14 protein-coding genes and 5 pseudogenes are annotated in these 22117 nt (G+C 63.2%); 11 read left to right on the top strand and 8 right to left on the bottom strand.

Annotated features, from left to right (window positions below; translation table 11 throughout):
* Positions 1–282: 282 nt before the first annotated feature.
* The gene (locus tag ABD140_RS38045; RefSeq protein WP_344247578.1) at positions 283–1206 is read left to right on the top strand and encodes a hypothetical protein; all 924 of its coding nucleotides are present in this window, start codon (positions 283–285) and stop codon (positions 1204–1206) included.
* A gap of 97 nt (positions 1207–1303) precedes the next feature.
* On the opposite strand, the gene ABD140_RS38050 is transcribed toward ABD140_RS38045, so the two are convergent.
* Positions 1304–1801, bottom strand: coding sequence for a hypothetical protein (locus ABD140_RS38050; RefSeq protein ID WP_344247581.1), 498 nt, complete (start codon positions 1799–1801; stop codon positions 1304–1306).
* 418 nt (positions 1802–2219) lie between these two features.
* Here ABD140_RS38050 and ABD140_RS38055 point away from each other — a divergent pair, with 418 nt between their 5' ends.
* Positions 2220–2513 (top strand): transposase, encoded by a 294-nt coding sequence (locus tag ABD140_RS38055; protein WP_344247583.1) that lies wholly within the window; start codon positions 2220–2222, stop codon positions 2511–2513.
* Positions 2514–2524: 11 nt separating this feature from the next.
* On the top strand, positions 2525–3571 hold the full coding sequence (locus ABD140_RS38060) for an IS3 family transposase (RefSeq protein WP_344247597.1): 1047 nt from the start codon (positions 2525–2527) through the stop codon (positions 3569–3571).
* Positions 3572–4326: 755 nt separating this feature from the next.
* Here ABD140_RS38060 and ABD140_RS38065 read toward each other — a convergent pair.
* Positions 4327–4998 carry a sigma factor-like helix-turn-helix DNA-binding protein gene (locus ABD140_RS38065; protein WP_344247585.1) on the bottom strand — a complete coding sequence of 224 codons (672 nt, stop codon included), beginning with the start codon at positions 4996–4998 and terminating at the stop codon, positions 4327–4329.
* Positions 4999–5328: 330 nt separating this feature from the next.
* On the opposite strand from ABD140_RS38065, the pseudogene ABD140_RS40265 reads away from it, so the two are divergent.
* From ABD140_RS40265 to ABD140_RS38090, 7 genes and pseudogenes are all read left to right on the top strand, one after another.
* A pseudogene (locus ABD140_RS40265) lies at positions 5329–5514 on the top strand (transposase); the annotation flags it as partial.
* 121 nt (positions 5515–5635) lie between these two features.
* Positions 5636–6151: an IS3 family transposase gene (locus ABD140_RS40270; protein ID WP_425544204.1), complete on the top strand. Its 516-nt coding sequence runs from the start codon at positions 5636–5638 to the stop codon at positions 6149–6151.
* A pseudogene (locus tag ABD140_RS38070) lies at positions 6148–7362 on the top strand (IS30 family transposase); the annotation flags it as partial. The gene ABD140_RS40270 and the pseudogene ABD140_RS38070, both read left to right, overlap by 4 nt.
* A gap of 246 nt (positions 7363–7608) precedes the next feature.
* A complete protein-coding gene (locus ABD140_RS38075; protein WP_344247587.1) occupies positions 7609–8703 on the top strand; it encodes an IS110 family RNA-guided transposase in 1095 nt (364 codons plus the stop codon).
* 20 nt (positions 8704–8723) lie between these two features.
* Positions 8724–8891: pseudogene (locus ABD140_RS38080) on the top strand (IS30 family transposase); the annotation flags it as partial.
* Positions 8872–9186, top strand: a complete 315-nt coding sequence (locus ABD140_RS38085; protein ID WP_425544205.1) for an integrase core domain-containing protein — start codon at positions 8872–8874, stop codon at positions 9184–9186. The pseudogene ABD140_RS38080 and the gene ABD140_RS38085, both read left to right, overlap by 20 nt.
* 811 nt (positions 9187–9997) lie before the next feature.
* A pseudogene (locus ABD140_RS38090) lies at positions 9998–10781 on the top strand (IS5 family transposase).
* Positions 10782–10790: 9 nt separating this feature from the next.
* Here the strand turns inward: ABD140_RS38090 and ABD140_RS40275 are convergent.
* The 4 genes from ABD140_RS40275 to ABD140_RS38105 form a co-directional block, all read right to left on the bottom strand.
* Positions 10791–11210, bottom strand: coding sequence for a transposase (locus tag ABD140_RS40275; RefSeq protein WP_425544206.1), 420 nt, complete (start codon positions 11208–11210; stop codon positions 10791–10793).
* A gap of 262 nt (positions 11211–11472) precedes the next feature.
* Positions 11473–12645, bottom strand: a complete 1173-nt coding sequence (locus ABD140_RS38095; RefSeq protein ID WP_344247589.1) for a damage-control phosphatase ARMT1 family protein — start codon at positions 12643–12645, stop codon at positions 11473–11475.
* Between the two features lie 12 nt (positions 12646–12657).
* Entirely contained in the window at positions 12658–15840 is a 3183-nt protein-coding gene (locus tag ABD140_RS38100) for an NB-ARC domain-containing protein (protein ID WP_344247591.1), read from the bottom strand.
* Positions 15841–16756: 916 nt separating this feature from the next.
* Positions 16757–19093: a GmrSD restriction endonuclease domain-containing protein gene (locus ABD140_RS38105; RefSeq protein WP_344247593.1), complete on the bottom strand. Its 2337-nt coding sequence runs from the start codon at positions 19091–19093 to the stop codon at positions 16757–16759.
* 405 nt (positions 19094–19498) lie between these two features.
* Between ABD140_RS38105 and ABD140_RS40280 the strand changes: the two are divergent.
* Positions 19499–19606 (top strand): annotated as a pseudogene (locus ABD140_RS40280) (IS5/IS1182 family transposase); the annotation flags it as partial.
* An 11-nt stretch (positions 19607–19617) separates the two neighbouring features.
* Here the strand turns inward: ABD140_RS40280 and ABD140_RS38110 are convergent.
* Both ABD140_RS38110 and ABD140_RS38115 read right to left on the bottom strand, forming a co-directional pair.
* A protein-coding gene (locus ABD140_RS38110; RefSeq protein WP_425544207.1) for an IS5 family transposase occupies positions 19618–20420 on the bottom strand; the annotation gives its coding sequence in 2 pieces (ribosomal slippage) (positions 19618–20073 and positions 20076–20420; 801 coding nt in all).
* Positions 20421–20773: 353 nt separating this feature from the next.
* The gene (locus ABD140_RS38115) at positions 20774–22018 is read right to left on the bottom strand and encodes a DNA sulfur modification protein DndB (protein ID WP_344247595.1); all 1245 of its coding nucleotides are present in this window, start codon (positions 22016–22018) and stop codon (positions 20774–20776) included.
* Positions 22019–22117: the final 99 nt, after the last annotated feature.

Here is a 22117-nt window from a genome sequence, read left to right on the forward strand (position 1 = left end):
GTGTCCGGGGGCGAATCCTCAACTCGCGATCATGCCGTGATCAAAGCCCTTCGCCGAGGATGAAAGAGGCTCAGTGAGCATCGATAGCCATCAAGATCTTTCAGAAGATAACAATCCGTCACTATAAAGCGATGACCTGCAGCAACATGGATCTCCACGGCCTCAACGTGTCAACTCAGGAGAATCAGCAGTCAATCTGGCAAGCTTGATTCCATGAGAACTCCCCGAGTACGCCGTCAGCCAGACTCCTTGGAGCTTCCTCGGCATGTCTACTTCTTCCGCTTGCACGGCGGCTACCGAGAAGACGGGCAGCCCACCGCCGTTAACCTCGATAACGCACTGAAGAGGATCAACGCTCTACCATTTCGCCCTTTCCTTTTGGGCGGGCGCTACCTGGAGCACGAGAATAATCGCGAGATATCCGCCTGGATCGACAAGATCGACGGAGTCTCCCACTTGCGCTTCGCCGCGATTCGCCGAGGTATCCTTCCCCACTCAGAGAACGACGGCACGCTCCGCGGTCTGGATCTGCCCTCCGGCAGCGGCCTCGTTGAATTCTCGCACATGTGCATTTTCACAGAAGACAACATTGCTGGAGTCGAGTACAACTACCACGCACCCCGCCCTAGCCAGCTCCAGAAATACCTGAAGACGCTCGCACCACAGGACTGCCCCAGTTTCAAATTTGAACCGCTGCTCGAAAGAAGCGCATACAAGAGCCTTCAAAAAGGGCAGGCGATCAGGAAGCTAAAACTCTACGTACGCAGCTCGTACATCGAAGTCATCGAGCAGGCAAACCATAGCCTCGGCGCCGCTTTCCGGGCTGCCTCCACAGCGAGCCGAGCCGAATGCGTAGGTCTCATCCTCGGACCAAACCCTTATGAGCGCAAAAATCTCGCCTCCGAGATAGGAGACAGTATGCGACGCCTCCTCGGGAGACACGATTTCACCGAAAATATTCGTTTCGGTCAAATAACAACAGTCGATGAGATGACGAAAGAGGCAATCGAATTCGACCTACTCAAGGACGAATTTGTCTTCCTCGAAGACATGATGCGTTCAACTCCCGGATCAAATGTCCTTGATGCCGAGGACGTTTACTCGAAGATCGAGAATATCTATATAACTCACCGCGAAGAACTGCAGAAATCAGCTTCGATCAGCGTTGATCCGAGAGTACCCGAGGGCGAGAACCATGGAGGTTAAGCCCTTCCGCAAGGAACTCACAGCGTTCGTAGCACTGGCCTGCCTCACCACGCTGCTAATGACTGCAAAGTCTGTCGAACCACATGTGCTCAACTTCCTATCCGACCGTCGAAAAGACTTGTATTCGGCACTGCTCAGCCTTGAAGCCACCCTCCTCGGCTTCATCGTCGCGGTCCTCACCATTGCCCTTAGTTTCGCTGCCTCCCCACGTCTTGCGATCGTACGCGCCTCTCGCTTTTGGCCGAGCGTCTTCCGTGCCTATACCCGAGCCATGCGCTGGTCCGCCTGCGCCGCCATAGTGGCTCTCACATCCCTCTGTTTCGACCGAGATAAGGACCCACACCTCTGGCTGACCAGTTGCATGACGACTGGCCTTCTCTTCTCCACCCTCGCGGTCGCACGCATGCTTTGGGTAACCGAGCGCGTTGTAGAAATCCTCACAGCTAGGACCCCAAATCAGCAGTAAATTTTGACTTTTTAAAATAACCATGCCGATGCTCACCAAACTTAAAAATTCCGACATCCACACGCAGATGCATGACCTCGCTTCACTCGTGACTGAAATTCTCGGAAAAATGTCCTGAACATATTGCATCTTACGAAAATTCTGAACGCTTCAACCTCCCCGACCTGAGGGGTTCAGTCGATTCCGAATAGATACTTAATCGTCAGCTGGCGGCACGGACCCACTGCAGGCGTGCAGCCATTGACTGCAACCCGGTTGGGGGTTCGAATCCGTGCAACGTGCCTGCCCTGCAACCTGACGGCCGCGGGGCATCTATCGCGGGTTCAGGAGGCGCAGGCTCTGCGGGCGTCGCCGATCGGATAGTAGTTTCGGTTAACGATTGTGCTTCGGCCTCCGGCCCAAGCACCTCATACTTGCCGTGGGCTGGCCTATCAAGGTGGAATGAGGTTCCCCCCGTTGGATGGACAGTTTGATGTTTCCCCCGTTTGACGGGCACCGAGGTTGAGAGAGATACGGTTCGACGACCATCTGAAGGAGATCGTTCGTCGTGCCCAAGCCCTATCCGCCGGAGTTCCGGCGGCGTGCCCTGGAGCTCGTCAGAACGGGCGATAAATCGATCTCAGTGCTCGCGAAAAGCCTGGGGATCAGCCAGTCGTGCTTGAGTAACTGGGTGCGCCAAGCCGATCGGGACGAAGGAATCAGGAACGACGGCAGTCTGACGACGGCGGAGAAGAAAGAGCTGGCCGAGCTGCGCCGAAAGACCAGACAGCTGGAGTTGAAGAACGAGATCCTCAAACGTGCGGCAGCGTATTGCGCGCGTGAGAACGTCCTCCCAAAATAAAGTTCCCGCTGATCCGGGAGCTCGTCGGCTACGGGATTCCCGTGGCGGCCTCTTGCTGGGTTCTGGGCGTTTCCCTGTCGGGCTATAAGGACTGGGCGGGGCGGTCGGCGTCCGTGCGTGAGCAGCGCAACACCGAATTGCTGAAAGTCATCCGGCAGATCCACGAGGAGTCCCGCTTCAGCTACGGATCACCCCGCGTGCACGCCGAGCTGACGCTCGGGCTGGGCGAGCCGGTGAACCGCAAGCGGGTGGAGCGGCTCATGCGAGAGGCCGGCCTCCAGGGCATCTACCGGCGCCGCGGCCGCAAACGAGCCCCGGGCGGCGCGGCCACCGAGGACGACCTGGTCCACCGCGGCTTCGACGCCGACGCGCCCGACGTTCTGTGGGTCACCGACATCACCGAACACCCGACCGCGGAAGGAAAACTGTACTGCGCCGCCGTTCTCGACTGCTTCTCGCGCCGCATCGTCGGCCATTCCATCGACATCCGCCAGACCAGCGACCTGGTCATCAACGCGATGTCGGCAGCGGTCGCACGACGCCATCCCGTCCGGGACAAGACGATTCTGCATTCCGATCACGGGACGCAGTTCACCTCTTGGGCATTCGGCCGCTGCCGCCACAGCCGCTTAGATCCTCTCGGCGGGACGAAGCTCATTTCCCCAGAGATGGAGGAGGTGGTCCAGGTGGGTCGCGCAGTCGTTGAATGCTACGGCGGCGTCATCGTAGCCTGTTTGGTTGGCGCGATCTGCCAGAAAAGTGGCCTGGGTGTTCGCCAGGGAGCGGTCGATCCAGGACGGATCGGTGCTCAGCAGGGCGAGAGCATCGGTGTGGTTTGTGGTGCTGGCTACGGTCAGAAGGCGGGTGATGCTGTCGTCGTCCCCGGACTGACCCATCAACAAGAGGGACCCCTGGTAGAGAGCATGAGGGTCGCCCTGATCGATGCGGATCAGCAGAGTGTCCCCGTAAGCTCCGTACTCCGTGATCGTTTCCTTCTGCCTGGCGCCCAGAGCTACCGGAGTGGGGTTGGTGGCCATGGAGCGCGGCAAGGGGGTTGATGCGGGGCGGAACCAGATGCGCTCTACGGGCCAGGGCTGGTAGCCACGTCTCACGAATTGACCGACGGCATAGGATTCGTCCTCATACCTGCGCAGCTTTTCGTGCCATTCGCTCAGCGTCTCATTCTCTGAGACCTTCAAGCCGTTCAGCTCGGCTATCGACTGGCAACTCAGGACGAAGGCAGTGACGAATCGTGGGTCGGGGAGGCATTTGCGGCGACCGTTGAGGATCGCGCTGAACGTTGACTTACTGTACGCAGGTACATCGAAGCGGTCAGGGTAGAACTCGGGATACCGATCTGGAAGACACCTGCAAGTCTCAGACAATTCCGACAAGGAACTGACTCCACATTCTTGGTAGAGTCTTCGAAGCTGTGCGGAAAACTCTTCCCGGATAGAGGGCTTCTCAACTCCCGGAGGGGTGCGGACCGCGTTGGGAGCCGTGGTACCGGGGCTCCGGGCGGAGAGCGATGGGCTGTGTCGGCGGGCGACGAGTTCGTTCAGGAGTTCTCCGGCGTCGCCGATTCGCATCCTGGCGCAGTGGCGCAGGAGCCTTTCGGCTGTCTGGCTGTCGTCACGTTCGAGGGCTGCGATCGCCTCGGAGTACAGGGCGTCCTGTGCGTCGATCATTGCGGCCAGGAGGGCGGCGCGTTCTCTGCCGCTGGGGTCCTGCGTCCATCGTGTGAGCGCGGCCTCGGATGTCCGCCCCTGCTCGGCAGCGTGGTGGAAAATGCTTGTGAAGTCGAAACCGGTCATCAGATCCTCTCCTGTCCGTTTCGGCCACCATTGATGAGAACGGCCTCGTAAAGGCTTCTGAATCTTGCCTCGGCGTTGGCCTGCCAGAGCCTGATGTTGCGTTCACGCGCCGTCATGATCTCAGCGGTCTCTTTGAGAGTGAAGCGTTGGGCATGGCGTAGCCACAGCACCTGGCGGTCCCGGACAGGAAGTTGCAAAAGCACGTCCTGCACCAAGTCGCAGATTCCGTCATCCGGCATCGGAAGGACAGGGAAGAGGTCGTCGATGAACGTGGAGGCGGTGTCGATCAGCGAGTGGCCTGTCACATACCGCTCGTGTTTGGGGCCCTCAAGGCCAAACCGCCGCTGAGCAACTTTCAACAGGTAGTTGATCGGTTCTTTCCCTGCGTAGGCCGGATCGGCTCGCAACTGAGTCCATCTACTGAGGACGATGTGGGAGGCGTCGTTGGCGATCTCTTCAGCCAGTCCGCGCTCGCACCCCGAACGAAGCAGGAATCGGACCACGATTCCGTGCTTCTTGCGAAGGAAATCCAGAGCGTCTGGCGGGACGTCTGGAGAAGGGGGCTGTACCGGCAAGCCCGTCACCGGCCGGACTGCGCGCAGCAGCAGACGACCACGATCAGGCAGTGATGTTCCGACGTGGACCACATCGCGGTTCGGCCTGTAGCGCACTTTCGATCACGGACCAGATGCCACACCAGACTGAGCGCGGCACAGACCCCGCCGACCACCGGTCCCAGCACCTTCAAGAGTTCGACCATCGGCTCTCCCATCACATGAAGACGGCTCCGTCACATGTGAATAGGGCAGTCCGCACCCGAAACCGCCAGTGATCATCCCAGATTTCTTCGCCGAGCATCAAAGCAGATGGGCCCACCAGCGGACGAGGCTGCTCTGCTGGCTCGGCTTAGCCGGTTCGACTCCAACAATTGAGTTGCCCCGGGTTCCGTGAAGTCCTTTAAGTCAGCCGCATGGATGGCTGACGGGGAGGAGAATCCGCTGATGGCAGCACCACGAAAGTACCCTCAGGAACTTCGGGACCGGGCCGTGCGCCTGGCGTTGGAGTCGAACCGGCCGATCGCGCAGATCGCCAAGGACCTGGGAATCCACCGCGAGGCGTTGCGGTTGTGGGTCCGCCAGGCCGAGGCCGACTCAGGACGGCGACCTGAGCAGCCGACTGCGCGGAGCGCGAGGAACTCAAGCGGCTGCGCAAGGAGAACACCGAGCTCAAACGGGCCAACGAGATTCTCAAGGCCGCCTCGGTGTTTTTCGCCACGGAGCTCGGCCAGCCCCGGACGAGGTAGTAGCGGTGGTCGACCATCTCCGCGGCGGCTTCGGGGTCGAGCCCGTCTGCAAGGTTTTGGACCTGTGCCCGAGCACCTACTACGGCCGCAAACGCCGGCCTCCTTCCGCTCGCGCGCGGAAAGACGCGTTCTTGATCGAGCAGATCAGGGACGTGCACGAGACCAACTACGGCGTCTATGGCGCCCGACGGGTGCACAAACAGCTGCAACGCCAGGGAGCGCGGGTCGCCCAGCGCACCGTCGAGCGGCTGATGCGCGAGCAAGGCCTGGAAGGCGTGCGCCGCGGCCCAAGCGGCGTACCATCATCGCTGACGAGAGTGCGCCGAGGCCGCCGGACCTGGTCAACCGGCACTTCGCCGCTGGGCGGCCCGATCAGTTGTGGCTGGCCGACATCACCTACGTGCGCACCTGGGAGGGCTGGGTGTATGTGGCGTTCGTGCTGGACGCCTGGTGGATTCAACCGGTCGTCGCAACACCCTGACTATTGGGGTGTTGCGTGGGGAGACCAGCGGGGTGGATGACGACGGTGACGGGGCGTCCGGCGATGCGTTCGCCGGGGCGGCCTCCGATTCGTCGGGATGTGGAACGGGGGTTCTGGCGCAGGATCGCTGAAGGGCTGACCAGCGGGGACGCGGCGATTTCGTGCGGTGTGTCGGGGCCGGTCGGTTCGCGGTGGTTCCGCGACCGTGGCGGGATGCCGTCGATCCATTTGGGCCCGCTCTCGGGCAGGTATCTGTCGTTCTCCGAGCGCGAGGAGATCGCGCTGCTCAAGGCCCAGGGCGCGGGAGTCCGCGAGATCGCGCGCCTGCTGGACAGAGCGCCCTCGACGATCTCCCGGGAGCTGCGCCGCAACGCGGCCACGCGTGGCGGACGCCTGGACTACCGGGCCTCGATCGCGCAGTGGAAGTCGGAGCTGATGGCACGGCGCCCGAAGGCACCGAAGCTGGTCGCCAACGCGCGGCTGCGCGAGTACGTTCAGGACCGGCTGGCCGGCCAGATCCGGCACCCGGACGGCACAGCCGTGCCCGGACCCCGGGCGCCCGAGTGGAACGGGCGGAACAAAGGCCGGCGCCAAGACCGGCGGTGGGCCATGTCGTGGAGCCCGGAGCAGATCGCGGGCAGGCTCAAGGCCGACTTCCCTGATGATGACTCCATGCGCATCTCGCACGAGGCGATCTACCAGGCCCTGTTCATCCAGGGACGCGGAGCGCTCAAGCGCGAACTGGTCGCCTGCCTGCGCACCGGGCGCGCGCTGCGCGTCCCGCGAGCGCGTTCCCGGCGGCGCCCCGGAGGTCACGTCACCCCCGAGGTGATGATCAGCCAGCGGCCTGCCGAAGCCGAGGACCGCGCGGTCCCGGGCCACTGGGAGGGCGACCTCATCATCGGCACCGACCGATCCGCGATCGGCACGCTGGTGGAGCGCACAACCCGGTTCACGATGCTGCTGCACCTGCCCCGGATGGACGGATACGGCACCGAGCCACGGGTGAAGAACGGCCCGGCGCTGGCCGGCCTCGGCGCCCAGGCCGTGAAAGAGGCCATCACCACCACGATCACCACGCTGCCCGAACAACTGCGCCGCTCGCTGACCTGGGACCGCGGCAAAGAACTCGCCCAGCACGCCCAACTGCACATCGACACCGGCCTGGCGGTCTACTTCGCCGACCCCCACAGCCCCTGGCAGCGGGGCACCAACGAGAACACGAACGGCCTGCTGCGCCAGTACTTCCCGACTTGTATAGGGGAAGCGGTTTCGTGATCGGGTTGGCCGCCCATAACGTGCCGCAGGACGCCAGGTGGGCTGACTCGAGTACTTCCTGCCGCCCGCAGGGGCTGGCTCTCTTTGGGTGTGTCGACCCGCCCGGTGTCCGTTCGCGGCTTGACTCAACAGAGGCATGAGCACCGGCCACCCGCGTTCTGGAAGTCGGGGTGTCAGCTGCGGATTCCAGTGACCCGACGTCCGAGAAGGGGGCTGCCGATGATGCTGATCGGTATCGACCCACACAAGTCGACTCACACGGCTACGGTTGTCGATCCCGGGGCCAACCGTGATCACGCGTCGATCCGTATCGATGTGACGCTCCAGGATTACCAGCGCATGCTGGAGTGGGCCCAGCAGTGGCCCGAGCGGCGATGGGCCATCGAGAATGCCAGGGGCCTGGGGCACCACCTGACGTCATGGCTGCTCGCCCGGGGAGAGCAGGTCGTCGATGTTTCGCCCAGCGCGACCGCGCGGGTCCGCCAGCTCTCCCGCGGCGCAGGACGCAAGAACGACCGCATCGACGCTGCCGCGGCGGCATGCGTCGCCGCTCTCCAAGGCGACGCCAGGCCGGTGCGGCCCGAGGGCTCAACGGACGCGCTGGCGCTGCTGGACGAACGACGCAGCAACCTCTCGCAGGCCAGAGTCCGCGCTGTGAACCAGCTCCACGCCCTGCTGCGCGCACTCCTGCCCGGAGGCGCGCCGCGTGATCTGTCCGCGGCCAAAGCCGAGCAGCTGCTGGAGTCGGTTGCCCCTGTCGGCCCTGCCGAGTTCACCCGCCACGCTCTGGCCGCCGACCTGGTCGCCGAGATCCGGATGTGGGATGTGAAGCTGAAGGACAACGCCAAGGCCATGGCCGCGCTGGTCGCTGAGTCCGAGAGCCGGCTGACCGATACTCCGGGCATCGGGGCCGTGACCGCCGCCCGTCTTCTCGGCCGGACCGGGAATCCCACCCGTTTCCCGACCGCCAGCGCCTTCGCGCAGTACGCCGGCACCGCACCTATCGAGATCGCGAGCGCGGACCGCGCACGCCACCGCCTGTCCCGACGCGGCGACCGCCAGCTCAACGCGGCACTCCACACCGTGGCAATCACGCAGATCCGCATGCCCGGCACCCGAGGCCACGCCTACTACCAGGCGAAACTCGCAGAGGGTAAGACACCCCGCGAAGCACAACGCTGCCTCAAACGCCGACTCGCCGATCACGTCTGGCGCACCATGACAGCCGATGAGCGCCACCGCACCCGCACGACGGGCCCAGGAGGACAAGCAGGAGCGACTACAGCATCCAGCGCGGCTGGCCCACCGCCTTGAACAGCTTGACAAACACAGAGGCACCCAAGGGCACCGACCTCTCGCGATGGGACATCGACGAACTCCAGGCCGTCGCTGCCGCACTCAACAGCCGACCCCGCAAAACCCTCGGCTGGAAGACACCCGCCGAAGCCCTCAACGAACAACTACTGTCGATCCAACAAGCCGGTGTTGCGACGACCGGTTGAGCCCAAGCAATACACCTCCAAGAAATACGCCGATACGCTCCGCCGGCACGGCATCCGCCAATCCGTCGGACGCACCGGAATCTGCTACGACAACTCCCTTGCAGAATCCTTCTTCGCCACCCTCAAAAACGAACGGACCCACCGAACCCAATACCCGACCCGCGAACACGCACGCCGCGACATCATCAGGTACATCGAATTCTGGTACAACCCACGACGCCGCCACTCCGCCCTCGGATACCGCAGCCCGCACCAAGCCCGCAACGACTACCTCAAGCGGCGTCAAGCAGCATGAACTGACCACAAACCAGCTGTCCGGAAGCCTCGGGGCACCTCATGTGATGTATTGCTACTTATCTGCTTCGGGCATCGTAGTTGATGATGTGGCTCCTGCTGTCGTGGTACCGAACTCTGATTTGGTAATCGATCAGCTCTCGCTGATCGTAATATTGGTCTTTACGAGCCATATCTTCAATCAACGCCTGAAGCTCGTCAGGATCGTCCGGATCAAAGCTCGTGGTGAACCGATCAATACGACTCCCTCTCCACCTAAGCTCAACATCTACGAGTTTCTTCGCCATTTCTCTCCACTCTTTTTGCTGTTGTCAACTGATGGATTACCCACCACGCAGTCCGTTACTCAGTCGCTTCCACCTGTGGCCGGTTACTTGAAAAATCTCAGACCACATGGCAGGAGGGTTGAGTCTTCTACCGCCACGTCTGAGACTCGTCGAGCGAGCCAACCAGCGTGCCTAGTGGCTCGTCACGCAACCTTGGCCGAGTAACTGGTCCATGAGCGGATCGGGGAACTGGCCGCGAAGCTGACCTTCGGGCGGGCGTGTCGGTTGTGCCAGCGGACGTAGGCACCGATCGCGGCGCTCTGCTCGTCATGGCTGCGGTGGTCGGTGCCGTTGAGGGCGAAGTAGCGCAGGGCGGCGAATTCGGATTCGATCCAGTTCAGTCAGGAGCCGTAGATGGACAGGAACACCAGCTCGACGTCGTTGGCCGTCGCCCATGTCCTGACCTGGGGATGCTTGTGGGGAGAGTAAGACCATGTCTTACGTGGCTTTTCGGGTGGTCTGCTGGGATGATGTCGTGCTGTGTTGATGTCGACTTTTGGTCTGCGGCTGGTGCCCGACGAGCTGTGGGAGCTGGTGGCACCGCTGGTCCCGCAGTACCCGGCGCGCAAGCAAGGGGGAGGGACCGCTCCGGCCGATGACCGGGCGGTGTTCACCGCGATCGTCTATGTGCTGACCAGCAGCTGCGCCTGGCGGAACCTGCCCACGGAGTTCGGGGCATCTCCGGCCACAGTGCACCGCCGGTTCGTCTTCTGGACGAAGGAAGGCCTGTGGCAGCGCCTGCACCAAGCGGTGCTGGACGAACTGGGCTCCAAGGCCGAGGTCGACTGGAGCAGCGCGATCGTGGACGCCGCAGTGGTGCGGGCGAAAAAGGGGGTGCGCTGACCGGCCCCAATCCGGTCGATCGAGGCAAGAGGGGAAGCAAGCTCCACCTGGTCTGCGACGCCGCCGGGCTGCCCTTGGCCGTGCTGGTCACCGGCGCGAGCGTCCACGACATCCACGGGTTCAAGCAGCTCCTCCAAGCTATCCCGTTCATCCGATCCCGGCGCGGGCCGACAAGGCCTACGAATCCGCTGAGCTGCGTAGATGGCTGCGCCAGCGAGGCATCGCCTCCTGTATCGCACGCAAAGGAATCGAATCCAAAGAGCGCCTGGGCCGGCACCGGTGGAAGATCGAGCGGACCATCTCCTGGCTGCTGGGCTACCGCCGCCTGGCCGTGCGCTACGAGCGCCACGGACACCTGTTCACCGCTTTCCTCACCCTCGCAGCCGCCCTGATCTGCTACAAGAAGCTCTCCCGAATCGCCACATAAGACATGCTCTTAGGTCTGCCGAGATGCCTGGTGAACAGCCGCGATCTGATCGGTCGGCCATCCCTGGCGAATGGCGCGGGCCGACGGATCCCGCCTGCTGGAGTCGTAGTAGCCCGACCGCGACCCCCCAGCGCGAGGCACGCCTGTTTGACCGTGCAGGGTCTTGATCTCATTCTCCAGCTCGGTGATCCGCGCCCTAGCCTGAGCCAGGGCGGCTGATTTGATCGCTGCCAGGGCGGGCGAGGCCAGACCCCAGTCGATCAGGTCCCGGCGCTTCCAGTGGTGCAGGCACGATTCCGCGATGCCCGGCGAGCTGGCGACATCTCGCACCGGCCGGCCCGACTCCAACAAATCCAAAGAATGCCGCCGGAACCCCGGCGGATAGGCTTGGGCACTCGACGATCTCCTTGAAATATCATCGAATCGCACTCTCCCAACAACTATGCCCGCCAAACGGGGGCAACATCACAATGGGGGAACCTCAAAACCAGCCAGACGAGGGGCCTTCTGGGTGACCCGCGTCCTTGATCACCTGCTTCCGAAGGTGAGTCCCGGACGATATCGGCTGTGCGACTTTAGTGCCCGGAGACGCTGAAGTCCTTGGTTGTCGACACCATCCGAGAACTTGGTCCCGACCATCAACAGAACAGGAACCTCACCTACAAGTTAGACGTCCTTTTTGCAGCCTTCCCTAGGTCCTGGCTTGGATCAGTCCGTAGCTGCCGTCTGTTCGCCAAGACGGAGCCATCTGCTCCAAAGTAATCAGCATGGCTGGAGTGATGCCGACGGCGACATCGGACTTGAGCGTGCGAAACGCTGCGACTGCGCCAGGGAAATAGGAGGTGAGGTCGGCGAAGTTTGAAACCGGCGGCCATGCGCGGTCACCGACGAGACGCCGGTAGTTGAGGTCGCCTTTCATGATTGTCAACGACGAATTCTTCAACTCGGCGACGAGGTCAGTGGGTAGGTGGTGGTAGGACCATGGAGCGCTGTAGAAGCTGTGGGTGTACAGCCTGAGATCTCCGTCGCCCACCGCATTCCACAGTCTGCGCGAGATTTCTGATGCGGTGCCTGGCGTCTCGGCCAAGCGGCGCAGGCAGGCTACGAAGTCGTTGGTGGTTGCGTCAGAGACATAGTACGGACACGGTTTCAGATGGAGGGTGATTGCGGCGGCGAGGTCGTGCTGGAGCAAGTGGTCGATGAAGACGAGGTCGGCCAGGAGTTCGCGGCCGGCGTTGTCTACGACGACGGTCACCTCGGCTGTCGGGCTGAGCAGATCCCAGACTAGTTCGCTGTCGTCGGCTACCAGATTTTCGGTCTGCGGTTCGGCTGATGCCGCGGTCTTGCCGATACGGAAACCAAGGTCGGCGCGATTGCCCCAGAGAGAGGCCAGGAGTTTTGCCTGTCCCGCTTCTTCCGGGTGGAGCTGCTGGAGGTCGTTCAGCGTGGAGAGGTCGACCTCCAGAGTGGGGTCGCGGAGTTCGGCGGTTTTGAGATGGTCGAAAGGGTCGACGCCTTGCCATGGGCCGGGCGTGAAGTAATCAACGGCTTTTAGGAGGCGCCGGTAGAAGTACGCCTCTGACCCGAGGAAGGGCGCGTCGAGCCAGGGCTTGCCGAAATAGTCGGCCCCCCAGTCTGTCCAGAGCTCATGGTCGTGGACATCTGGGGGGAGCGGCGTCATGAGGCCCGCAGAAATCTCTTCGAGTAGATCATCGAGAGCTTGACGCTGATCTGGTCCGTAAGGGTGGGCGTTGCGGATCTGCTGGACGAGTTTCGGGGTGCGGTCGTGCCAGACACCCCACGCGAAGCCGTTGGGATCGTTGTTGAGCAATTCTGGAGGGGGAGCGTCACTGGAGGTCGGCACGCGGCTCACTCCTCACTGTCGATGGCCAGGAATCCTGAGGGCCACGGTACCTGCAGCGCTACCGACGAGAACTACCCCGTTCACGGCGTCGACAGCGGCGCATTGAAGCGTTGCGTCGGCGCGAACCTCGGAGATCTGCTTGCTGGCGTCGAGGGACCAGTACCTGACTGTGCCGTCGGCTGCAGCGGACACCAGTCCGTCGGAGTCGTGGGTGAATCCGAGCATGAGGACTCTGCCGCTGTGCCCGTTCAGTTTCACCGCTGTCTGACCGCTTGCGAGATCGTGGACGTAGATGTCGCCGGAACCGCATCCGAGGGCGACGCGTGTGCCGTCGGAATCGATGGACACTGTACGCACCCAACTCCCAGGATGAGAGAACTCGCCGACTTGACGGCCGTCAGCCGGCCGCCAGAGGCGCGCGTTGCCCTCTCCTCCACCAGTGAGAAGGAGACCTCCCGAACGATCGAACTCCATCGAACGAATACGGCCCTCGTGTGCCTGGCGTTCCCAGATGAGATTTCCCTCTGGAAGGTCCCAGACCCTGACCACTCCACCTGGGCTTGACGCGGCCACTCGGGTTCCGGCCTGGTTGATCGCGACGGACCAGGTACGACGTTCCTCTTCGTTGAGGAGCAATGACGGTTGCCAGCGGTCGTACGGCGACCAGAGTCGGACTGGCCCGTCGCCGCATGCGGCAGCGGCCGCTCCAGGAGCCGCGGATAGTGCCCAAGCCCTGCCTTCTCCTGAGGAGAGCGTTCCGAGATGTTCTGCGGTAGTGGCGGCTCGGAATTCGATTGTTCCGTCCGCTTTGCCGAGCAGAGCCGTACCTTCGGTGAAGGCGGTAGACCAGGTGGTGTTCGAACCTTGGGAGAGGAGGCTGAACTCTTCGCCATTCCAAACCCGGATGCCTCCGTCCTCGCATGCGGCCACAACGCGGCCGTCGGCCATGAGGTCGATGTCGCGGATCCAGTCGACGGATTCGGGTGCGAGCTGCTCTGCCAGCTGGCCAGTGTCGTTGAAGACCCTGATAGCGGCTTCTTCGTCGGCGACGACGATCGTTCCCTGATGGGGAAGGATCGCGACTGCCCGTACTTTCGCTGGAACCCCGATGGCCCTGATTGCGGTGAGTCTCCGGTCTGATACCTCCCACACCCGGACAGTGCGGTCTCCGGAGCCCGTGACCAACAGGGTGCCTGAGAATCCGACCGCACGGATCCAGTCGCGGTGAGCTGCTTTTTCTTCGAGTAGATCTCCGCTTTCCAGATCGTACAGCCGGACGAATTCGTCCTCGCCGACCGCGGCGATCAGAGCGTCGTCCGCGCTCACAGCGACCGACCAAAGCGGGCAACCCGGTGTTTCCATCATGCGGATCATGCTGGCGGTGACGGTGTCCCAAAGGCACACCCGACCGTCTTCAGCGCCGGAGACCAGCCGCCCGTCGGAGGTGAACGTAAGGCTCCTGATCCTTTGGGTGTGGCCGAAGAGTACCGCGAGGGGTTTCCCGGTCTCCGCCTGCCAAAGTCGGACGGCCATGTCGTCGCCTGCGGAGGCGAGCGTCTTGCCGTCAGGAGAGAAGGCCACTGAGTAAACCCAGCCAGTGTGGCCGTGGAGCTGCTGAACCAACTGGCCTGCGCCTAGGTCCCAGATCCTGACTATGCCGTCTTCGCCGCCTGAGGCCAGCGTGTTTCTATGGGTGGTCACTGAGGTGACTGCGCCGATGTGTCCCGGATGCCCGGTGTCTTCGGTGGTTGACCACTGGACGTCGAATCCTTCGGATCCCACAAGGCTCCGAAGGCTTTCGACCGTCTCGGCCGGCAGGCCGGTCCTGATCAGCGAGGTCAGCAGGGTGGCCGCGATATCCGCCCAGGAGGTGAGACGGTGGAGCAGGTAGCCGCTTCTGGTGAGAGCCTCTGCCACCTGCCAGGTCGTAGTGGTCGGCCGTTCGGCCCGGCCGATGGCGGCGAGGTCGGCGGCGAGCGTCTCATACCCGAATTCGGCGACCTTTTTCACGATGTAGCGAGGTTGAGCGAGCACCTCACCGAGTTCGTCGGCGAGGTCGGCTTCGTGAAGGTGGTGGGTGAGATGCGTCCACAGGTAGCCATGCTCCAGCCCGAGATCGATCCACGAGCCTCCCGCGATCTCGCGGTGGGCGTCGAGAAGAGACCGATGTAGTTCACGTTGACCTTCTCCGATTCGATGACGGAGATATCCGCGGAACACATCGTGTAGGAGTACGGCGTCCTGGTCCACGAGGTACATGTCGATCAGCGACCGGTCGGCGAGCGCACGGCAGAACTGGCGAACGGCCAGGGGCGTCCAGCCGTATGCCTGGCCCCACCAGGTGGAGAGCACGGACAGGGGGATGGGCTTCGCCGCAGGGAAGATCGCGAGAGACAGGTATCGGTCGCTGAGCCCGGAGGCTCCGGCGATCTCAACCCTCTCTTCAAGGCTGCGCAAGCTCGCGTCGACGGCGTGTCCGATGGCGTTTCTGCGCTGGTCGGAGTCCCAGACGTCGAAGGCCCCCGGTCCGTAGGAATCCAGTGCCCGTCCGGCTTCGGAAACTGCTTGCGCGGGCTGTGCGCCCCATTCGAGGTCTTGTCCGACGGTCGAGCTGACGACAGAGGCGAGCAACGGCCAGCCGCTGCAGAGCTCGGCGAGCCGGACCGTCTCCTCCCTGCCGAGAGACGGCACACTCTTGTGGAGCAGCTCCCGGATCTCGACCTCGGACATAGGGCCGAGTCTGAGTTGGGCAGTCTGCGACGGACAGACACGAGCGTTGCGGGTGGTCACCAGACGCACGGTGTTCGGCCCACCGAGCAGGAACGGAGAGAGATCGGCTGCGGACCAGACATTGTCCACCACGATGAGAACACGGCGGTCGCCCAGAACCCGGGCGAGGTGGAATCCCGCCTGTTCGGCGTCGGCGAGTGGCGGTCTGACGCCGGACAGGTGAACGCACAGATCCGAGATTTGCTGGACGACCCTAGCCGGGTTGCAGTGCTCTCCGGTCTCGACCCACAACACCTCGTCGAACCGATCTGCGACCCGGGTCTCGCGGCACACCTGGGTGGCCAGGGTGGTCTTGCCGAAACCACCCGGGCCGACGATCGCCACGGTCTTGGTCGGTGAGGTTGAGTCGACGGCCTCCACCAGCAACGAGACCAGCGTGTCGAAATCAGCAGAGCGGTCAACCATGGTCGGCTCCAAAGGCGGGGCGAACACTGTCAAGGGCGCCAAGCTCGGGTTCTCTGAACCACTATTCCATCGTGCACGACTCAAGGACATTCCTGAGGGATCCGTGCCCGACTCGGGAAGCGCCAATCCGGTCAACCAGACGGCCAGGGAGCAAGCGACAACGGCACCACCGAACCAGAGCGCCTGAGCCCACCAGGGACCCTCGACCCGGTTCGTCGCAACCCCAGCTACCGCTGTGGTGACGGCGATACCGACCATGGCGATCCGAGCCAAGCCACCACTAGCCATGATCCCACTCAACCGGAAACAAGCAATTTTCGCTACTTGATTCTCATATAAGTGAACAAGTGATCTAAGTGGGCGATTCTGATTGTTTCGGGCGATTTTTTCATGTCAATATTGGGCCCGAAACTTGTGACCTGGGCTTTTGGGGAGATCTATGTATCCAATATGAGGATTCTGTATGTCCTGCTGGTGGGCCTCGAGATCCTCCTCAGTCGGTGATCGCGGACGGTGTGGGCGTATGCCGCTTGTACCGTGTCGAGGCACTCTTTGGGGCTGGGTAAGTCGCGGGTCTGGTGTGCGAGCTGGCCTTGCCACTGTTGTTCGTCGGGAAGCAGTTGAACAGGTGGGAAGCGGCGCGGACGCCGGTGGCTGCTTTTGGCGAGGTCGGATGCTTGCTGGTCAATGGTGTCGAGGCCGGCGAGGGTGTTGACCTCGCAGAGGTCGCGTTTGGCGTGGCGGTCGGCTCAGGTATTGGTTTGCATGGCTACGAAGGCTGGCAACGTCGGCATCCTCATCCGTGGCGGTCGTCACCCGTCCTCGATTCGAGCACACCTGCTCTTAGGGAAACGCTGCTAGGTAGGGGACGTGAGCCGTCCATTTTTCGGCGAGCGGTACTTCGCGATCGGCAGGCCTACTTGAACCACCGGTTCTGCTGATAGCCGGACGCGTCGGGACCGTCGAGCTCGTGTGTCGCGTTGTTGAGGCGGACGAGGAATACCGCTCCTTTGGCCCCGGTCTTGGTCCGGCGGGTGTAGACCGGCTCCGAGGCAGGCGCGACATTGATGCGGGCGACCGTGTGGTTCTCGATGGTGCCGAACCTGACGGTCACGTTGGCCGTCGCGGGCTTCCCGAGGTCCTGGATCAGCAGCTCCGTGAGCCACAGCTCCCAGGCGTCGGTGTTCTTCTTCGAGAAGACGGTGAAGTCCTCCTCCAAGCCGATCACCTTGCCGTTGTCCTCAACACCGACCAGCAACGTGCCGCCGTGACCGTTCATGAAGCCAGCAACCGTTTTGATCACCGCCCACTCGATCGCGCGGTCTTTCAGCCCTGTGGACAGGTTCTTGCGTCCGGTCGACTTGAACTCGACGGTCTTGCTTTCTCCGGCCTCGATCAACGCCTGGATGCCACGCGCAAGCGCGGCGCCGCTCTGGTCCACGGAGAACGGGCTGCCCTGTCCGTCCCCTCGGTTCACCTGCCGACCAGTCGCATCTTCGATATGACGGATCAGGCGCTCGTAGCGTGCGTCGAAGACGGCACCGAAGTCGTCCTGCCGAAGCGCGACCGGGTCGATGTCGTGGCTGGTGACGATCGCGTCCAGGTCCTGGGGACTCACCGGAACACCGCCCTCGAGCGCGGCCAGGTACTTACTCGGAGCACTCGCGCCGATGTATCCCCAGGTCTGACCGTCGATGGCGGTCTTGTTGACGATGCAGTTGGCGAAGCCGCTGTCGATGCCATTCGCCGCGCACCACTTCTGCGGGAAGATGTGGCGGATGTCGATCGAGTCGGCGGCATACGCCTTTGCGTCGATCGTCTCACCAGTCCGGAAGTCGCGACCGCCGCGCTTCATCACGAGCGCGTAGAGGCCCTTGTAGGCCGCGCTGTTCCGGGTACGAAGGCCGAGCAACCGCTCGGCTTGGAACTGCGACTCGCGGACCGTGCGAGGCTCCTCACCGTCGTCCTGGATCCAGCTGAGCACGTCCTGCAAGTCGTTGGCGAACCGGGTGTCGGTGGCGCCGCCGTACAGCTCTCCGAACACCCCGCACCAGTACCACTGACGCAGCTTCGCGCGCGGCCCGGGAGTGAAGGCGTTCTCGCCGAGCAACGTGAGGATCGCGGTCAACGGGACCAGCTGAGTGCTGTACGGGAGGTCGCGGGCATGGAAGATACGCTCGCCGTGAAGAAAGCGCACCACGCGCTGCAGTGTGTCGGTGACGGCATCAGCCCAGCTTTGGTATCCGTTCAGCGGCAGCGACAGCATCTCGCGCCGTTTGGCGGAGACCGCCGGGACCCGGTCACCACGAACACGTTCCCGCGTGCGTTCCTCCCAGCGACTCCGCGTCCAGAGCAGCGTCACGATCTGGAGGAAGGTTGTGGCGTCCAGATCGGCGAGCAGAGGCTCATCGGCCCAGGTCGCCTGTCGGTGTTCCCAGTCGTCGCGCAACCGGAAGTCCTCCGCGGCGAACGTCGCCGTCAGCAGCTCGAAGACAGTCAGTTCGACGCCACCGGTATTCACCTTCTCGAAGACCTGGCAGACGGCTTCCTTGGTGGTCTTCTGGTCGAGGGCGATCCGGGGAACGCTGTAGTGCAGGAAAGGCGAGATCACCGCCTCCTGGAACCGCTTCCAGATCTGCAGCTGCTGATCCATCGACTGTCCCGCCTGCAGGTAGGCGTATTGCCAATCAAGGGTGGCGTTCTGATCGAGCACGATGTCGAGCGGGAAGAGACCTGCCTTGCCAGCTCGCACCTGCGCCTCAGTCGTGGAGGCGTTGAGCAAGACCTCACCTCGAGAGCTCACCCGTCGCTTGTCGGCCGGAAGCGACAGGATTGCCTCGTTCCGGTCGGTGTCCGGGTCGATGCAGGCATCGATGTCGGCGAAGTACCAGCGCTCCACCTCTTTCTTTCGGGTGTCTTGGGTGCGCACCGGTGCCCCGGAACGGAGCGCCAGGTAGAGCGAGGTGGTCCGTTGCTGACCATCGAGCAGTAGGTACTTCGGGTCGGTCGTCGCCGTCGCGGTCGGGGTTCCCGCCAACGGCCGAGGCCGGAAGCGCACCTCGGAGTTGCCGGTTTCCAGCGTCATCACGGCGCCGATGGGGAACGAACGGGAGATCGAAGCGAGCAGGCTCACGATATGGCCGTCGTCCCAAACCCACCCTCTCTGGAAGTCGGGAAGTTGCAGCACGCCCTGGCGTGCTTGATTCAGCAGATCCGCCAGCGGAACATCGCCGCTCTCGAACGTCTTCGCCATTCCAGCCCTCTCCGAGGCACGCTTTCACACCACAGTAGACGGAAGCAGGCCCACGGGTGGCTGTTCGCTGCCCTTCGCAGAGCGGGGAGGCGTTGTTTATTCAGCTCATCGTCTTCATCGCGGCGAAGACGGGCAGTGTCGGCACGCAGGGGGAACGTCTGCGTAACGGACCTTGATTGATCGCGTCTTGGCAGACCATTTGAATATGTGCCCTGCTGACAGTTGGATGCGCACCCGGATGCCGTTGCCGGTTCCGAGGAGGACAGGATCGGTGTCTTGTACCAAAGTCAGTGGCACCTGCCGGTCGAGGGAGGGGAACTCGCGGCGGAGCGCACGGGGCAGTGCATCGTGGAGGGTCTTTGCGGAGGTCGTGCGGTCCGGGACGCTGAGGTCGATGCCCTCGGACAGCCGGTCGTCGGGCAGGCGAGGGCCGTTCCGCCGATTCGGTCCCGGCGCGGACCGCGCAGGCGCCGCCCGGACAAGGTCCGCGCGGACAAGGCGTATGAGGCTGCTAAGACCATGTCTTATGTGGTGATTCGGGAGAGCTTCTTGTAGCAGATCAGAGCGGCTGCGAGGGTGAGGAAGGCGGTGAACAGGTCGCCGCGGCGTTCGTAGCGCACGCCCAGGCGGCGGTAGCCCAGCAGCCAGGAGATGGTCCGCTCGATCTTCCAGCGGTGCCGGCCCAGGCGTTCTTTGGACTCGACGCCCTTGCGGGCGATGCGGGAGGCGATGCCCCGTCGGCGCAGCTCAGCAGCTTCATAGGCTTTGTCGGCGCGGACCTTGTCCGGGCGTCGCCTGCGCGGTCCGCAGCGGGAGCGGATCGGCGGGATGGCCTCGATGAGGGGCTTGAACCCGTGGATGTCGTGGACGTTGGCGCCGGTGACGAGCACGGCCAGCGGCAGGCCCTGTCCGTCGCAGAGCAGGTGGAGTTTGCTGCCCTTCTTGCCCCGGTCGACCGGATTGGGGCCGGTCAGCGCGCCCCCTTTTTCGCCCGCACCACCGCGGCGTCCACGATCGCGCTACTCCAGTCGACCTCGGCTTTGGAGCCGAGCTCGTCCAGCACCACCTGGTGCAGGCGCTGCCACAGGCCCTGCTTCGTCCAAAAGACGAACCGGCGGTGCACCGTGGCCGGCGAGGCCCCGAACTCAGTGGGCAGGTTCCGCCACGCGCAGCCGCTGGTCAGCACGTAGACGACCGCGGTGAACACCGCCCGGTCATCAGCCGGAGCAGTCCCACCCCCTTGCTTGCGCGCGGGGTACTGCGGGACCAGCGGTTCCGTGATTTCCCATAGCTCGTCGGGCACCAGCCGCAGGCCCAGAGTCGACATCAACACAGCACGACATCATCCCAGCAGACCACCCGAAAAGCCACGTAAGACGTGGTCTAAGCGCTCTACGACGTCCTCCTCTGAGTCCACGCCAGGAGGAACTCGCCGGGCTGCTCGAACAGGTCCAGTCCCGTCTTCGTCCTGCTCTACCAAGAACACGACTGGAACCCCGCCACCTCACACACCGTGATCTTCGTTTATTGGCCATGGGTCATGGTCCAGGCAGACGATGGCCCATTCCGAATCATCGGAATGGGCCATCGTCTTATGCGCGGATGTCCTGGGGCAAGGATGCTGGTGCCCCACCTGGGCATTCTGGTCTTGAATCGATTGAGCGGCGTCCGGTGCGTGGGTTAGGGCACCTGCACATCCGTTCCGAACTGGATGGGGATGGTCGGTTCATGCGGCTTGAGACCGAGTGCTTCCATGACCAGCTTCGCGGCGACGCGGCCCGGTCCACGCGTAGTGGTGATCTTGTCGCCGGTGATGATGTTGCCCTGCCACATCTCGGCGTCACGACGCCAGTCGATCTTGGTGGCGAGGTCGATGTAGCGGGCCTGGCGCCACGCCGTGTCCGGGTTCTTCTCGATCTCGTAGGCGACGTGGCCGATGATGACCAGGCCCGTCGCGGTCATGTTGATGTAGTGCTTGCGGAAGTCGACCACCTGGTTGGCCGGCCCGCCGGAGGTCGGCAGCTCCGCGATCGCGTTCCAGGGCGGCATGTGCTCGGTGAGCGTGGTCAGCATCGCGAGGGTGCGTTCGACGAACGCGTCCTGGGCTTCGTTAGTACCGATCACCTGCATGCTCCGCGCGGGGATGCTGGCCTCGCTGAGGGCGTAGTCGTGGAAGAGGAGCTCCTTGACCAGGCCGCGCACCTGGTTCAGGAGGAACGCCGACGGGGAGTTCTTCGACAGGCTCTTGGAAGTCTCGTCGATGCGGCCGCGGAAGAACCTCGACCCGTCCACGATCTTGGTGAGGACCCGGTTCAGGGGCTCGCGGGTGTTGAAGGCAGCCAGCAGGCTGGCCGGGATCTGCTTCGTCTGAGCGGCGTCGGCGAAGTCCTGGTGGATCCTCGCGAGGTCGGGCTCGACGACGATCACGACGGAGATGCTGTCGCTCATGAACGTCGAGTCATCCGGGAGGTTGTCGCTCCGCTTGGAGATCGCCAGGAGGCGGTGCTGGCCGTCGGTGATGGAGAAGTGGGTCTCGTCACCGATCACCACGAAGCCCGCAGTCATGGCGAAGTTGCCGCGGGGGATATGGATCGCGGGCACCGCGCGGACGTTCAGGGTGACCGGCGGCAGGATGTAGTCGCCTTCGTTCTCGGTCAGGTACTTAGCGATCGTCCGGACGTGACCAGTGTCGACAGGGCGGTTGGTCGCCATCCGGGGGTTTCCGCCCTTGGCGGCGGGTTCGGAGACGACGTGCTTGACGAGGAACGCGTAAGAGAAGGCGGTCGTCAGCATCAGCCGACCGCCCTGCTGGAACACGACGCAGGTGAAGACCCGGCCGCCTGAAGCCGAAGCGGCCTCGCTCGCCGCCGCCTGGGCCGCCGTCAGCGAGTCGTGCTGCGTGAGCCCCATCTCTGCCAGGGACATGAAGACCTACCTTCCGTTGAGATGTGATGTGCCCTGCCGATTCCGGACAGCTTATTTGCGGTTAGTTCACGCCGCGAGCTGCCGTTCGAGGTACTCGTT

The organism is Actinocorallia libanotica (genome assembly GCF_039525175.1).
Classification (GTDB): domain Bacteria; phylum Actinomycetota; class Actinomycetes; order Streptosporangiales; family Streptosporangiaceae; genus Actinocorallia; species Actinocorallia libanotica.

What these genes read in the sequence shown, in the direction of transcription:
- ABD140_RS38050 (WP_344247581.1), bottom strand. Translation starts at nt 1,801, where the DNA reads ATGCAATATGTTCAGGACATTTTTCCGAGAATTTCAGTCACGAGTGAA.
- ABD140_RS38075 (WP_344247587.1), top strand. Translation starts at nt 7,609, where the DNA reads ATGATGCTGATCGGTATCGACCCACACAAGTCGACTCACACGGCTACG.
- ABD140_RS38100 (WP_344247591.1), bottom strand. Translation starts at nt 15,840, where the DNA reads ATGGTTGACCGCTCTGCTGATTTCGACACGCTGGTCTCGTTGCTGGTG.
- ABD140_RS38105 (WP_344247593.1), bottom strand. Translation starts at nt 19,093, where the DNA reads ATGGCGAAGACGTTCGAGAGCGGCGATGTTCCGCTGGCGGATCTGCTG.
- ABD140_RS38115 (WP_344247595.1), bottom strand. Translation starts at nt 22,018, where the DNA reads ATGTCCCTGGCAGAGATGGGGCTCACGCAGCACGACTCGCTGACGGCG.